Below are 13952 nucleotides of genomic sequence, written 5' to 3'. Positions count from 1 at the left end.
GACCTAGTACCCCTGTGCGGGGTCGACGGGATTGACGACCGGTTCGCCGGACTCGACGCGCCGGACGTTCTCGGCGAACAGCCGGGCCAGGCGCGCCGGGTAGTCCGGGGAGCTCCACGACACGTGCGGCGTGAGGATGGTGTTGGGCGCGCCCCACAACGGGCTGGTGACCGGCAGCGGCTCGCTTTCGAACACGTCGAGCGCGGCGCCGCCGAGGGAGCCCGCGCGCAGCCTGACGGCCAGCGTGTCCTCGTCGACGACCTCGCCGCGCGAGACGTTGACGATCAGGCAGCCGGGACGGCATCCGTCGAGGACGGCGGCGTCCAGCAGCCGCCGCGTCCGCGCCGTCGCGGGGACCGCCATGACGATGGCGTCGGCCCGCGCGGCCAGCTCCGCGAAGCGGTCGGCGCCGTGCGTCTCGTCGAACTCTTCGACCGGGCCCGTGGTCCGGCGGACCCCGATCACGCGCATGCCGAGCGCCCTGCCGCGCTTGGCCACCTCGCGCCCCACCGGTCCGGCGCCCACCACGAGGAGGGTCGCGCCCGAGACCGGCATCGGCGGGTGCCGCCGCCACTCGCGGGCCCGCTGGCTGGCCAGCGCGTCGGGCACCCGCTTCGCCAGGGCGAGGAGCATCGCGATCGCGAACTCGGCCATGGCCGGTGCGGACAGGCCCCGCGCGTTGGCCACCCGCACGTCCGGCGACAGGCCCTTCGCCGGGAGCAGGCTGTCGACGCCCGAGCCGATGAGATGGACGAGCCGGAGCCGCCCGGCCACGGACCAGTCCTCCACCGGCATGCCGAAGCCGAGGACGGCCTCGACGCGGTGGAGCTCGGCGCCGAACTCCGGCGCCGTCCGGCAGGCCACCACCTCGCGACCGCCGAGGGCGTCCTTCGCGGCCTCCAGCGCGTCGATGGCGAACCCGCCGTAGCAGTGCACCCTCTCGATCCCGCCGACGCGCATCGATCCGTTCCCGCCGAAAGTCGATGATCTGTGACGCCATCAATACTATTATATAAAAGTTAGCGAGATCAACCTCGCTCGGCGCCCCGTGGCCGGGAAACCCCGTCACGGGCCGCGCGATGGCCGGATCAGGAGCGGCCGGCGGCGATGGTGTCGTAGTCGGGGATGCGCGAGGCGATGGAGTCGCCGGTGAAGTCGCCGACCCAGCCGTCGTCGTCGTGGAAGAACCGGATCGCGGTGAAGTCGGGCGTGGTGCCCATGTCGAACCAGTGCGTGGTCTTCGCGGGCACGCTGAGCAGGTCGCCGGGCTCGCACAGCACGGCGTGCACCTTGCCGCCGACGTGCAGGTAGAAGATGCCGGAGCCGCTGACGAAGAAGCGCACCTCGTCGTCGTCGTGGGTGTGCTCGTTGAGGAACTTGGCGCGGGCCGCGGCGGCGCGCTCGGCCCAGTCGGGAGTGTCGTCGGGGTGGAGCTGGGCGACGTCGACGAAGGTGTAGCCCTCCTCGGCGACGACCTTGGCCACCTGGTCGCGGTAGGCCTCGAGGATCTCGTCCTGCCCGGCGTCATCGGCGAGGCCGTCGACGACGGGCCAGTGGCGCAGCCGAACGTCGATCTCCTTGAGGGCGGCGGCGACCTCCGCCGGGTCCTCGGTGCGCAGCAGGGTCTCGGGGGCGTCGGCGTCCGTGTACACGGTCAGGTATGTCATACCCTGATTGTGCTACCAACCGGACAGTGGTACAAATCCTACAGGAAAAGTAGACAATCGCGGTGACCTGCGCTTAGCATCCCCATGTGATCCGTGCAAGACATATCGGAGCCGCTTTCGCGCTGAGCGTTCTCGCGCTCGCCGGCTGCTCCCAGGGAACGACCGCTGCCGCCCCCGCCACCTCCGCGCCCCCGCCGAGCCCTCAGTCGGCGCCGACGGCCGCCGTGCCCACCGAGTTCGCGTCCGGCGACGTACGGATCGCGCTGGTCCGGCAGCTTTCCTCAGGCGACTACTTCGAGCAGTGGCTGGCCGGAGCCGAAGCCGAGGCCAAGGCGCTGAACGTACGGCTGGAGATCTCCAGCGGCGACGGCAACAACGACAAGCAGGCCCTCAATCTGGAGCAGGCCGTCAACCAGAAGGCCGACGCGATCATCGTCGACCACGGCTTCGCCCAGACGGTGCAGCCCGCCGTCAAGAAGGCCGCCGACGCCGGCATCCCGCTGGTCGCCTTCGACGTCGACCCCGGCACCCCCAAGGCCGTCGTGCTTTCCCAGGACGACCACCAGATCGCCGAGCAGGCGCTCGGAGCGCTCAAGGCCGACACCGGCGGCAGCGGCGAGGTCGTCTACGTGTACGTGGCCGGGTTCGCCCCGCTCGACCGGCGCGACGAGACCTGGACCCAGTTCAAGAAGGACAACCCGGGCATCAAGCAGGTCGCGCAGATCGGCGTGGTCAACAGCTCCACCGCGTCCGCCGTCGCCGACCAGGCCAAGGCCGCCCTCCAGGCCAACCCGGACGTGAAGGCGATCTTCGCCCCGTACGACGAGTTCGCCAAGGGCGCCACGCTCGCGATCAAGGAACTCGGCCTCCAGGACAAGATCAAGGTCTACGGCGCGGACATCTCGACCGCCGACATCGGCGTCATGACCGAGCCGAACAGCCCGTGGGTGGCCACCTCCACGACCGACCCGTCCAACGTCGGCCGAGTCGCCGTCCGCGCCGCCGCCCTGCTCGTCGCCGGGGAGAAGGTCGGCCCCGAGCTGAAGGTGCCGCCGGCCCTGGTCACGCAGCAGCAACTGCGCGACGGCGCGATCACCAACATCGAGCAGCTCACCCAGGCCATCCCCGCCCTGAACACGCCGGACGTGGCCCGCGTCCCCTGGGCGGCGTCGTGACCGAGCCCGCGATCGCGGTGTCCGGGCTGTCCAAGACCTACGGCGCGACCCGGGCCCTCGACGGGGTCACGCTGGACGTGCGGCCCGGCGAGATCGCCGGGCTGATCGGCACCAACGGCGCGGGCAAGTCCACCCTGATCAAGGTGCTCTCCGGAGCCACCAGGCCGAGCGCGGGCACGCTCACGCTCGGCGGGCGCCGCTTCGCGCCGGGCAGCCCGCTCGACGCCCAGGCGGCCGGCGTGCAGACCGTGCACCAGAACATCGACGACGGCGTCGTCTTCGGCACCACGGTGGCCGAGAACCTCACCCTCGACTCCATCGCCCGGAGCGGCGGCTGGTTCACCACGCGCCGCTCCATCGTGGCGCGGGCCCGGTCGATCGCCGAGGCGGCCCGGCTCTCACTGCCGCTCGACGCGCCGGTCGAGACGCTGCCCGCCAGCGCGCGCCAGCAGATCGTGCTCGCCCGCGCCCTGTCACGCCAGGCACGCCTGCTCATCCTGGACGAGCCCACCTCGACGCTCTCCACGAGGGAGGCCGACGCCCTGGCCGTCAAGGTGCGCGAGGCCGCCGCGTCGGGGGTCGCCGTCCTGTACGTGTCGCACCGCCTGGCCGAGATCGAGTCGCTGTGCGACCGCGTGATCGTCCTGCGCGACGGCCGGGTGAGCCGGACCTTCACCGCCCCGCTCACCCGCGCGGCCATCGTCGGGGCCATGCTCGGCGAGTTCGCCGCGCCCGCCACAGCCTTGGCCACGGCTTCCGCCACCGCCACCGCCACCGCCACCGCCACCGCCGCCGCCGCCGCCGCTTTCGCTTCCGCCACCGCCACCACCACCGCCGCCGCCGCCGCTTTCGCTTCCGCCACCGAGGCCGCGACGCCGGGCGACAGGGGAGCGGTCGTGCTGACCGCCACCGGGATCCGGATCGCCCCCGGCCGGGAGGCGTTCGACCTGGAGGTTCGCGAGGGCGAGGTGCTCGGCGTCACCGGGCTGGTCGGAGCGGGCAAGACCGAGCTGCTCGAACAGCTCGGCGGCGCCCGGCCGCTCGTCTCCGGCGAGCTGCGGCTCGACGGCGCGCCGTACCGGCCCGGGGATCCGCACGCGGCGATCGCGGCCGGCGTCGCGTTCGCCGCCGAGGAGCGCGCCGCCCAGGCCATCGTGCCCGGCTGGTCCGTACGGGCGCACGTGTCGCTGCCCATGCTCCGCGCGCACAGCCGCGGCGGCCTGCTCCACCGCCGCTCGGAGGCCGCCGCGGCCCGCCGCGTCACCGACCGCTTCGGCGTCCGCGGGCCAGGACTTTCGCCGCCCGCCGAGCCTCACACCCCCGGGGACCCCGAAACGGGAACCTCCGGCAGCGGCGACCGGTTCCGTACGCACCCTGAAACGGGAAGCCGCGGCGGCGACCGGTTCCGTACCCACCCCGAGACGGGAACCCGCGGCGGCGACCGGACCGGTAGGCCCGGTAGGTCAGGCGGGCGTGAGCGGGGGATCGAGGCGCCCATCGAGACCCTGTCCGGCGGCAACCAGCAGAAGGTCGTGGTCGGCCGCTGGCTGGAGGCGGCGCCGCGCGTCCTGCTGCTCGACGAGCCGTTCCGGGGCGTAGACGTCGGCGCGCGCGCCGACATCGGCCGGGTGGTCCGCGAGGCCGCCGGCATGGCGGTGGTGGTCGCCTCGTCCGACCCGCAGGAGATCGTCGAGCTGGCCGACCGGGTCCTGGTGCTGCACGACGGCACGCCGACCGGCGAGCTGGCCGTCGCGGAGGCCACCCCCGAGCTCCTGGCGGCCCTCATGTCGGGGACCGAGGTACCGACGATGACGCCGGGGACCGGGGCGTCGACGACCATGCCGATGGCCGAGAGGTCGGCGACCATGCCGGCGGCCGAGGCGCCGACGGGAGGAGCGGCATGACGGCGGCCGGACAGCGGACCGCGGACGTCGACGGCGGCGCCCGCCCGACCGGCGCGCGGGGCGCGAAGGCGGCCTCGCTCGCCTACCGGTACGGGCTGGTCGTGGTGCTCGTGGCGATGCTGGTGATCTTCGCGGTGCTCCGGCCCGCGTTCGGCACCTTCGCCAACGCGCTCATCGTGCTGCAGTCGGTGGCGGTCGTCGGCGTGGTCGCGCTCGGCGTCACCGTCTCGATGACCACCGGCGGCTTCGACCTGTCCGCCGGAGCCTGCGTCGGCGCGGTCGTGATGGTGACCGCGCTCGCCATGGTCAGGTTCAACCTCACCGGCGCCACCGCGATCGTCGCCGGCCTGGTGACGGGGCTGCTCGTGGCCGGGGTCAACGCGCTGCTCACGGTGGTGGCGCGGGTGCCCGACCTGGTGGCCACGCTCGGCACGATGTTCCTCTTCCAGGGGCTCGCGCTGATCATCACCTCCGGCCAGTCGGTCTCGGCGGGCATGACCGTGGACGGCACGCCGGCGCCCGGCCGCTACACCGAGGGGTTCGCCTGGCTCGGCGGCGGCAGGATCGGGCCCGTCCCGGTGCCCGTGGTGATCTTCGCGCTGCTCGCCGTCGCCGTGTACGTGCTGCTCAACCACACCCGCTGGGGCCGGGCGCTCTACGCGATCGGCGGCAACGCCGAGGCGGCCAGGCTCGCCGGCATCCGGGTCGCCCGCTACCGGGCGCTCGCCTACGTCGTCTCCGGACTGTGCGCGGCGATCGCCGGGATCATGCTGTCCGCCCGGCTGGGCCGGGGAGACGTGGGAGCGGGCGACCCGTACCTGCTCCAGTCGGTGGCCGCGGCGCTCATCGGCTTCGCCGTGCTGGGCGCCAACCGGCCCAACGCGCTGGGTACCGTCGTGGGGGCGTTGTTCATCGGGGTGATGATCAACGGCATGACGATGCTCAACGCCCCCTACTACGCACAGACCTTCGTCCAGGGAGCGCTGCTCGTGGGCGCGCTCGTCGTCAGCTACACCCTGACGCCCGGACGTGGAGAGAGGAGCCTCCGTTGACCCTGGTGGCGGACGCGGGGCAGTCGTACGAACTGCTCAACGTCGAGAACGTGCCCGCCTACATCGCCGGCCGGCCCGCGCTGGCCCGGCTCGTCGACCCCGCGCGCATCACGCGGGTCCGCGAGGTCGGCGACGGCAACATGAACCTCGTGTTCGCCGTCGAGGCCGAGGACGGGCCGGGCGTGGTGCTCAAGCAGTCGATGCCGTACGTGCGCGTCGACCCCGACTGGCCCATCACCCCCGACCGCAACCGGATCGAGGCGGCCGTGCTCGCGGCGCACGGCACGGCGGCGCCCGGCCTGGTGCCCGCGCTGTACGACGTCGACGAGACCAGGCACGTGGTGGCCCTGGAGAACCTGTCCGACCACCAGGTGTGGCGGGGACGGCTCAACGAGGGCCGGCGCGACGAGGGAGTGGCCGGCGACCTCGGGCGCTACGTGGCCCGGGTGGGCTTCGGCACGTCGGTGTTCGGTCTGGGCGCCGAGGCGCACAAGGCGGGGCTGGCCGCGTCGGTCAATCCGGAGCTGTGCGAGATCACCGAGGACCTCGTCTTCACCGAGCCGTACATCGAGCACGAGCACAACCGGATCCTGCCCGCCAACGAGCCGGACGTGGCGGCCTACGCGGGCGACCCCGGGGTGCGCACCGCCATCGGGCTGGCCAAGCTGGCGTTCATGACGCACGCCGAGGCGCTCATCCACGGCGACCTGCACACCGGGTCCGTCCTCGTCCGCGCCGAGGGACCCGGCGTCGCCCGCTCGACGCGCGCGTTCGACGTCGAGTTCGCCTTCTACGGTCCGGTCGGGTTCGACATCGGGGCGCTGTGGGGCAACTACGTGCTGGCCGCGGCGCGCGGTTTCGCGCTCGGCGACGAAGAGCACGCGGCGTGGGCGCTCGGGCTGGCCACGCGGACCTGGGAGGCGTTCGAGGCGGAGTTCACCGCCCTGTGGCCGGAGCGCGCCGATCCGCGCGTCTACGGCGACGGCGTCCTCGCCGCCTACCTCGCCAAGGTCCACGCCGACGCGGCGGCGTTCGGCGCGGCCAAGGCGGCCCGCCGGGTGATCGGCTTCTCCCGCGTCACCGACATCGAGACGCTCCCGGAGGAGCGGCGCGTCAAGGCGATCCGCGGCGTCCTGCACGCCGCCCGCCACCTGCTCACCCGGCCCGCCGACCGGCCGGAGCCGTTGTTCGACCGCGTCGGCGCCCTCCTGTCCGCCGCGGCGTCCTGAGCACGCTCGGCCCAGGCTCCGGCCGCCCGGCCGGGACCTGGGCCGGGGTCAGCGGATGGCGATGGCGTAGGCCAGCAGCCACTCCACGCACTCGGTGATGTGGCGGGCCCGCTTCAGCGTCGGCGCCCAGGTGTAGAGGCCGTGGTCGGCGACGATCACGGCGGGCGTGCGCGGGTCGTAGGCGGCCTCGAAGCGGTCGCCCAGCTCCGTCATGTCCTGGCTGTTGGTGATCACCGGGATGACCACCTCGTCGTCGTGGGCGAGGCGGCCGATGCCCTTGAGGGTCTCGACGTCGCGCAGCCGCACGCCCGCCGGCCAGTGGTGGCCGGCCAGCACCGCGTTCAGCGCGTGCACGTGCACGATCGCGTCGGCGCCGCTCACTCCGGCGATCCGGGCGTGCAGCCCGGCCTCGGCGGAGGGCGTCAGCGGGGCGATGCCGCCCACCTCGACCGGCCCGCCGTCCGGCCCGACCACGGCGACGTCGGAGGCGGTGAGCTCACCCTTGTCCAGGCCGCTGGCGGTGACCGCGAGCCGCAGCGGATCGCGGGTCACCACCTCCGACAGGTTGCCCGACGTGCCGCGCATCCAGCCGAACGAGGTGAAGCGGGCGGCCTCGACGGCGAGCCGGGCGCCCGCGTCGAGCACTCCCTGCGTGGTGGGGACGTTCACTTGATCTCCTCGATCTCCTCGAATGACGCGACCACGGGATGGGCGCCGAAGCCGGCCGCCTCGCTCGGCTCTCCCGGCCGGCGCACCCCGGTCGTCCGCCAGCCGGCCGCCGCCGCGGCGTCCAGCTCGGCCGGCACGTCCGACAGGAACAGCAGGTCGCCCGGCGGCGTCCCGAGCGCCTCAGCGATCTTCAGATAGGAGCCCGGCTCCCGCTTCGGCCCCGCGTTGACCGTGTCGAAGTGCCGCTCGACCAGCACCGACAGGTCGCCGGCCGTCGTGTGCCGGAACCACGGCCGCTGGCTCGCGACCGATCCGGAGGAGAACACCGCGAGCCGGCGCCCCCCCTCGTGCCACCGGCGCAGGACGGGCGGCACGTCGGGGAAGAAGTGCGCGGTGAGCTCCCCGGCGGCGAACCCGGCGGCCCAGATCTGCCCCTGCAGCGTCTTCAGCGGCGTCGCCTTGACGTCGCCGTCCATCCAGCCGTGCAGGATCGCCACGGTCTCCTCCGTCGTGGCGCCGCCGGTTTCCGCCACGGCCGCGGCCACGTCGGGATCGTCGCGGTGCGCGTCGATCCACGGGCCGAGCCGGGGACGGGCATAGGCGTAGAGCCCCACGTGGACGGACTCGGTCGAGCTCGTCGTGCCCTCGATGTCCAGCACGATCCAGCTGGGCGGGTTGCTCATCGCGTCAGCACCTCCACGAAATCGGCGACGAAGCGCGGCGCGTCGACCGCGGTGATCACCCGCGTGTCGGGCGCCGGCTCGTACGGGAAGGACGGCGGCAGGCCGTCGTGGGTGCGCATCAGCCGCGCCCTCGACATGAAGCCGTCACTCATGATGTTGACAGGCCCGTCGGCCCAGGCGGTGGCGAAGCCCCGGTCCAGCAGGATGCCGGCGGCCAGCGGGTCGTGCAGCGGGATGATCCGGCGGCCCCACTCGTTCTGGTAGAAGTCCATGTAGGAGTCCAGGATCGCCACGGCGAACCTCGCCTTCGGCGTGTCCGTGGCCCGCAGCGCGGCGATGGCCCGCTCGTGCAGGATGGTCGTCCCGGTGACGTTGACGCCGACCATCACCAGCTCGGCGCGCGGCGCGGCGAACACCGCGGCGGCCGCGACCGGGTCGTTGGCGATGTTCGCGTCGACCATCAGCACCGTGCCGGGCGGAGCGTACGGCCCCGACCCGCCCATCAGCACCACCGACCGATACCTCGTGAGCAGGTCCGGGTCGATGCGCAGCGCCTCACCCAGGTTGGTCAGCGGCCCGAGGGCCAGCAGGTCCAGCTCGCCCGGCTGCTCGGCCGCCAGCCGTACCAGCAGCTCGGCGGCGCTCTCGCCGGTGACCTCGGGCAGCGGCCGGTCGTAGCCGAGGTCACCGAGGCCGTCCTTGCCGTGCACGTAGCCGGCGATGCGCGCGACTCCGGCCAGCGGCTCGGCCGCGCCGCGCGCCACCGGCACGTCCAGGCCGAGCAGCCCGTTCACGTAGCCGATGTTGCGCGCCGCGTCCTCCTCGACGCAGTTGCCGAACACCGAGGTGACCGCGACGATCTCGGCGTCGGGCCGCCCGGCGAGGTAGAGCAGGGTGTGGGCGTCGTCGATGCCGGTGTCGGTGTCCACGACAATCCGTCGCGTCTCGGTCATACTGCCTCTTTTACGTGTTCGGGACGGTAGACGCCGCTTTCGGTCACGATGCGGGTGACCAGGCGCGGCGGGGTGGTGTCGAAGGCGGGGTAGTAGCCGGCGACGCCCTCGGCGGCGGTGCGGGCGCCGAGCACGCTCAGCACCTCGTCGCCGTCGCGGTGCTCGATCTCGACGTCGGCCGCGCCGGGCGCGAGCGGGTCGGGCGCCTGCACCAGCACGTAGAACGGCACGCCGAACTCCCGCGCGGCGAGCGCCACGCCCAGCGTGCCGACCTTGTTGACCACGTGCCCGTCGAGCGTCACCCGGTCGGCGGCGACCAGCGCCACGTCGGCGAGCCCGTCGGCCAGGGCGGCGGCGACCATGCCGTCGGTGATCAGCGTGGGCCGGTAGCCCATCTCCACCAGCGTCGCCGCCGTGAGCCTGGCGCCCTGCAGGTAGGGGCGGGTCTCGGTGCAGACGAACTCCAGCCGCTTGCCCGCCTCGCGGGCCGCCTCGACGGTCGCGATCAGGTAGGCGTCGGCCCAGCAGTGGGTCAGCACCCGAGCGCCGTCGTGGAGCAGGCCCGCGGCGTGCCGGCCGAGCGCCGCGCTGCGTGCCCGGTAGGCCGCGTCGTGCCCGGCCGCCGCCACCTCGACGGCGCCGGCCAGCTCCTCGCCGGACGCCTGCGCGAGCGGCCCGTCGGCCGTGTCGTCCAGGATCGCGCGCACGGCGTCACGGATGTGGTTGTTCGTCGGCCGGGTCGCGATCAGCCGGGCGCCCGCCGCCCGCAGCCGTTCGGCCGCCGCGCCGGGCGGCTCGTGCCGCGCCTCCCGGGCGGCCAGGACCATGCCGGCCGTGGTCGCGTACAGCGGGCCCGAGCTCTGCGTGACCATCCGCTCGATGGCCACCGCGACGTCCTCGCTGGTCGCGCAGCGCACCCAGCGCCGCTCGAACGGGTAGACGCGGCGGTCGAGGATCTCCACCGCGTCGCCCGCGAAGCGGACGGAATGGGCCAGCGCGGGGGTTCCCGTCCCGGATCCGGTCAAGAGATCTCCTTCGGGCGCCGCCTGGCCGCCACACCGGCCAGGATCAGCGCGAACAATGTGATCACGTACGGTGCGGAGTCGGCCGCCTGCTGCGGCAGCCCCACCCCCTGGAGCCGGAAGCCCACCGCCTCGGCGACGCCGAACAGCAGGCAGGCGAGCAGCACCCGCCAGGGGAGCACGCCGCCCAGCATGACGGCGACCACCGCCACCCAGCCGCGCCCCGCGCTCATGCCCTCGCTGAACAGCGTCACGTTGCCGAGCGCGAGCTGTGCGCCGGCCAGCCCGCACAGCGCGCCGGCCGCCAGCACGACGCCGTGCCGGTAGCCGCCGACCTTCAGGCCGAGCGCGGCTGCGGCCGCCTGGTGCTGGCCGATGCCGCGCAGCCGCAGCCCGGAACGGGTCCGGCGCAGCCACCACCCGACGACGGCCACCAGCACGAACGCGAGCAGCACCAGCGGCGACTGCGATCCGAGCACCGGCACGTCGAGCCCCAGCTCGGCGAGGGTCGGCAGCCCGGCCAGGTCGGGCGAGCTGTAGGTGCCGCCGCTGCCGAAGATCTGCCGCATCAGGAACGCGGTCAGCCCCAGGGCCAGCAGGTTGGTGCCCACGGCCACCACGATCGGGTCGGCCCGGAAGGTCACCGAGGCGAGCGAGAGCACCGCCGCGTAGACCAGGGTGACGATCATCGCGCCCACGACGCCCGCCCAGGCGCTGCCGGTCAGGTGGCTGAAGACGACCGCGGTGAACGCGCCCCACAGCAGCTGGCCCTCCAGCGCGATGTTGAACACGCCGGCCACCTGGCAGATCAGCCCGCCGAGCGCGGCCAGCACGACCGGCGTCGTGGCGGTGAGCACGGCGGCCAGGAACGACGCCTCGAAGATGTTCACGCGCCCGCCCCCCGCCGCGCCCTCAGGTGCCGGACGGTCGCGAACACGGCGACGATCACGATGATCAGCCCCTGTACGATCTGCGTGAGCTGGCTGGGCACCCCGGCCTCGCGTTCCATTCCCTGGCCGCCCACCTGCAGCACGGTCAGCAGCGCCACGGCGAACGGCACGGCGATCGGCCGCGCGGTCGCCAGCAGCACCGCGGCCACGGCGGTGAAGGTGTAGCCGGGCGCGGTGAGCGCGCCGTCGACGTACCTGTAGGGCGGGCCGAGCACGATCAGCGCGCCCACCAGGCCGGCGAACGCGCCGCCGCCGGCCAGGGTCACGGCGGCCAGGCGGTTGACGGCCACGCCGCCGTAGCGGGCGAAGTCGCGGTTCTGCCCGGTCGCGCGGATCTCGTAGCCGAGAACGGTCCGCGAGTCGGCGTACAGCCAGGCGACGGTGAGCAGCGCGATGAGCGGCAGCCCGATCGTGACATAGGAGCTGCCGGCCAGCGCGGGCAGGTGGGTCGCGTCGGGCAGCGGCGGGGTCTGGGCGATGCCGGTGCCCTGCTCGCCCAGCGGGAAGCGGACCAGGTAGGAGGCGAACGCCACCGCCGGGGTGCTGATCAGCAGCGTGGTCACGATGGCGGGAATGCCGAGCCGGGTGCGCAGCGGCGCGGACAGCCCCGCGACCAGCCCGCCGGCCAGCGCGGCGGCGGCCAGCGGCAGCACGACCGCGACCCCGGCCACCATCGGCAGGTGCAGCGCGATCGCGGCGGCGGTGACGCCGCCGATCGCCATCTGGCCGTCGCCGCCGAGGTTGAACTCACCGGCCCGCAGCGGGATCGCGAACGCCAGCGCCATGCCGAGCGTCGGCACGAACGCGGCGATGGTGTATTCCAGGTTGCCGTCGGCCAGGGCGCCCCGCAGCAGCGCCGGATAGGCGAGCGACGGGTCCACCCCGACCGCCAGCATCACCAGCGTGGTCAGCACCAGCGCGCCGCCGATGGCGAGCACCGGCGTCGACAGGACGATCCGGCGCGCCCATCCGAGGACGTGCGCCCCTGGCGCCGGCCCGCCGCCTCGCGGCTCTCCGCCCGGGGCGGCGGTCGTGACGGGCGCGGGCGTGCCGGGCGCGGGCGTGGTCATGCCAGGTCTCCACTCGTGGCTTCAGACGTCGCTTCAGGCGTGGCTCCGGTCATCGCCTGGCCGAGGAGGGCCTCGGTGGCCTCGTCGCCGCTGAACTCGGCGACCACCCGGCCCTCGAACATCACCAGGATCCGGTCCGACAACGCGCGCAGCTCCGACAGCTCGCTCGACTGCACCAGCACCGCCTGACCACGGTCGCGGGCCTCGGCCAGCAGCGCGTGGATCCGTTCCTGCGCGCCCACGTCCACGCCCTGCGTCGGCTCCTCGACCACGATCACGGGAGTGCGCCGGGACAGCTCGCGGGCCAGCACCGCCTTCTGCGCGTTGCCGCCGGACAGCGCGCCGATGGGCACGTCCACCGACGCCGCGCTGATCGAGAACCTCTCGACCAGGTCGCGTGCCCTGGCCCGGACGGCCGCCCTGGACAGGCCGAGCCGTCCGGCGTGGGAGCCCGGCCGGCGCTGGTCGCCCATGAGGAGGTTCTCCGCCAGTGACATCTCGGACGCGGTGCCCCGGCCGTGGCGGTCCTCGGGCACGTAGGCGACCTCGGGGTCCCTGCCGCGTCTCACGGGCGCGTCGCCGAGCAGGACCTGCCCGGAATCACGCGGCCCGGGGACGTTCAGCCCGGTCACCGCGTCGATCAGCTCGCGCTGACCGCTGCCGGCCACGCCGGCGATGCCGACGATCTCGCCCGGCCGCACGCCGAACGACACGCCCGACAGCCGCGCCACGCCGTCGCGGTCGCTCAGGCTGAGGTCGCGCACCTCCAGCGCGTACGCCGCCTCGCGGGGCCCGGTCGTGGACCGGGCGGGTCCGGCGGAGCCGAGGGTGCGGCCGATCATCGCCTGGACGAGTTCGGCGGCGGTGGTGCCGGCCGTGTCGAACCGCCCCGTGACGCGGCCCTGGCGAAGGACGGTGACGCGGTCACCGGCGGTCAGCACCTCGCTGAGCTTGTGCGTCACGAGCAGCACGGACGCGCCGGTGGCGGTCACCGTGCGCAGGACCTCGAACAGCCGGGTGGCTTCGCCGGGGGTGAGAACGGAGGTCGGCTCGTCCAGGATCAGCACCTCGGCGCCCCGGTAGAGCGCCCTGAGGATCTCCACCCGCTGCCGTACGCCGACCGGCAGCGTGCCGACCTGGGCCGCCGGATCGGCCCGCAGACCGTACCGTTCGCCCAGCTCCTCCACCGCGCGCCGGGCCGCGGCCCGGTCGACCGCGCCGCGATGGACGGGTTCCGCGCCGAGCACGACGTTCTCCGCCACGGTCAGCTCGGGGAACAGCCGGAAACGCTGGTGCACCATGCCGAGCCCGTGCGCGATGGCGTCGGCGGGGGAGCGCAGCCGGATGCGTTTCCCGTCGCGCAGCACGTGACCGGCGTCCGGCCGGTGCAGGCCGTAGAGCACGGACATCAGGGTGGACTTGCCGGCGCCGTTCTCGCCGACGACGGCGTGGATCTCTCCTCGGGCGACCGCCAGGTCGATCCCGTCGTTGGCGAGCACGGGACCGAACCGTTTGGTGACGCCGACGAGCTCGGCGGCGGGCGCCGCCGAGCCGTCACCGGTGGCGGTGACGCTCACG

General features: G+C 73.9%; 13 protein-coding genes. 4 read left to right on the top strand and 9 right to left on the bottom strand.

Annotated features, from left to right (window positions below; translation table 11 throughout):
* Positions 1 to 3: 3 nt before the first annotated feature.
* Positions 4 to 960 carry a D-2-hydroxyacid dehydrogenase gene (locus AC5L3X_RS22235; protein ID WP_494859271.1) on the bottom strand — a complete coding sequence of 319 codons (957 nt, stop codon included), beginning with the start codon at positions 958 to 960 and terminating at the stop codon, positions 4 to 6.
* A 128-nt stretch (positions 961 to 1088) separates the two neighbouring features.
* The gene (locus AC5L3X_RS22230; protein WP_189125758.1) at positions 1089 to 1667 is read right to left on the bottom strand and encodes a 1,2-dihydroxy-3-keto-5-methylthiopentene dioxygenase; all 579 of its coding nucleotides are present in this window, start codon (positions 1665 to 1667) and stop codon (positions 1089 to 1091) included.
* Between the two features lie 86 nt (positions 1668 to 1753).
* Here AC5L3X_RS22230 and AC5L3X_RS22225 point away from each other — a divergent pair, with 86 nt between their 5' ends.
* From AC5L3X_RS22225 to mtnK, 4 genes are read left to right on the top strand one after another with little or no spacing between them, the layout of a single operon-like run.
* Positions 1754 to 2842 (top strand): substrate-binding domain-containing protein, encoded by a 1089-nt coding sequence (locus AC5L3X_RS22225; RefSeq protein WP_494859269.1) that lies wholly within the window; start codon positions 1754 to 1756, stop codon positions 2840 to 2842.
* Entirely contained in the window at positions 2839 to 4746 is a 1908-nt protein-coding gene (locus AC5L3X_RS22220) for a sugar ABC transporter ATP-binding protein (protein WP_494859267.1), read from the top strand. Before AC5L3X_RS22225 ends, AC5L3X_RS22220 begins: the two co-directional genes overlap by 4 nt.
* The gene (locus tag AC5L3X_RS22215) at positions 4743 to 5798 is read left to right on the top strand and encodes an ABC transporter permease (RefSeq protein ID WP_494859265.1); all 1056 of its coding nucleotides are present in this window, start codon (positions 4743 to 4745) and stop codon (positions 5796 to 5798) included. Before AC5L3X_RS22220 ends, AC5L3X_RS22215 begins: the two co-directional genes overlap by 4 nt.
* 5 nt (positions 5799 to 5803) lie before the next feature.
* Positions 5804 to 7027: an S-methyl-5-thioribose kinase gene (gene mtnK / locus AC5L3X_RS22210; protein WP_494859448.1), complete on the top strand. Its 1224-nt coding sequence runs from the start codon at positions 5804 to 5806 to the stop codon at positions 7025 to 7027.
* Between the two features lie 48 nt (positions 7028 to 7075).
* On the opposite strand, the gene mtnB is transcribed toward mtnK, so the two are convergent.
* The 7 genes from mtnB to AC5L3X_RS22175 are packed head-to-tail and all read right to left on the bottom strand — an operon-like array spanning position 7076 to position 13951.
* Positions 7076 to 7696 (bottom strand): methylthioribulose 1-phosphate dehydratase, encoded by a 621-nt coding sequence (gene mtnB / locus AC5L3X_RS22205; protein WP_225263425.1) that lies wholly within the window; start codon positions 7694 to 7696, stop codon positions 7076 to 7078.
* Positions 7693 to 8379: an acireductone synthase gene (gene mtnC, locus AC5L3X_RS22200; protein WP_494859263.1), complete on the bottom strand. Its 687-nt coding sequence runs from the start codon at positions 8377 to 8379 to the stop codon at positions 7693 to 7695. The genes mtnB and mtnC overlap by 4 nt, the downstream gene beginning before the upstream one ends.
* Positions 8376 to 9332, bottom strand: a complete 957-nt coding sequence (locus AC5L3X_RS22195) for a nucleoside hydrolase (protein ID WP_494859262.1) — start codon at positions 9330 to 9332, stop codon at positions 8376 to 8378. Before AC5L3X_RS22195 ends, mtnC begins: the two co-directional genes overlap by 4 nt.
* Positions 9329 to 10357 carry a s-methyl-5-thioribose-1-phosphate isomerase gene (locus AC5L3X_RS22190; RefSeq protein ID WP_494859260.1) on the bottom strand — a complete coding sequence of 343 codons (1029 nt, stop codon included), beginning with the start codon at positions 10355 to 10357 and terminating at the stop codon, positions 9329 to 9331. Before AC5L3X_RS22190 ends, AC5L3X_RS22195 begins: the two co-directional genes overlap by 4 nt.
* Positions 10354 to 11244 (bottom strand): ABC transporter permease, encoded by an 891-nt coding sequence (locus tag AC5L3X_RS22185; protein ID WP_225263423.1) that lies wholly within the window; start codon positions 11242 to 11244, stop codon positions 10354 to 10356. Before AC5L3X_RS22185 ends, AC5L3X_RS22190 begins: the two co-directional genes overlap by 4 nt.
* Entirely contained in the window at positions 11241 to 12374 is a 1134-nt protein-coding gene (locus tag AC5L3X_RS22180) for an ABC transporter permease (RefSeq protein WP_494859258.1), read from the bottom strand. Before AC5L3X_RS22180 ends, AC5L3X_RS22185 begins: the two co-directional genes overlap by 4 nt.
* Positions 12371 to 13951, bottom strand: a complete 1581-nt coding sequence (locus AC5L3X_RS22175) for an ABC transporter ATP-binding protein (protein ID WP_494859256.1) — start codon at positions 13949 to 13951, stop codon at positions 12371 to 12373. The genes AC5L3X_RS22180 and AC5L3X_RS22175 overlap by 4 nt, the downstream gene beginning before the upstream one ends.
* Between the last annotated feature and the right edge of the window lies 1 nt (position 13952).

This window comes from Nonomuraea sp. CX421 (genome assembly GCF_059358955.1).
The sequence above is the reverse complement of the archived record's forward strand: the minus strand, read 5'-3'. Positions and strand labels throughout refer to the sequence as shown.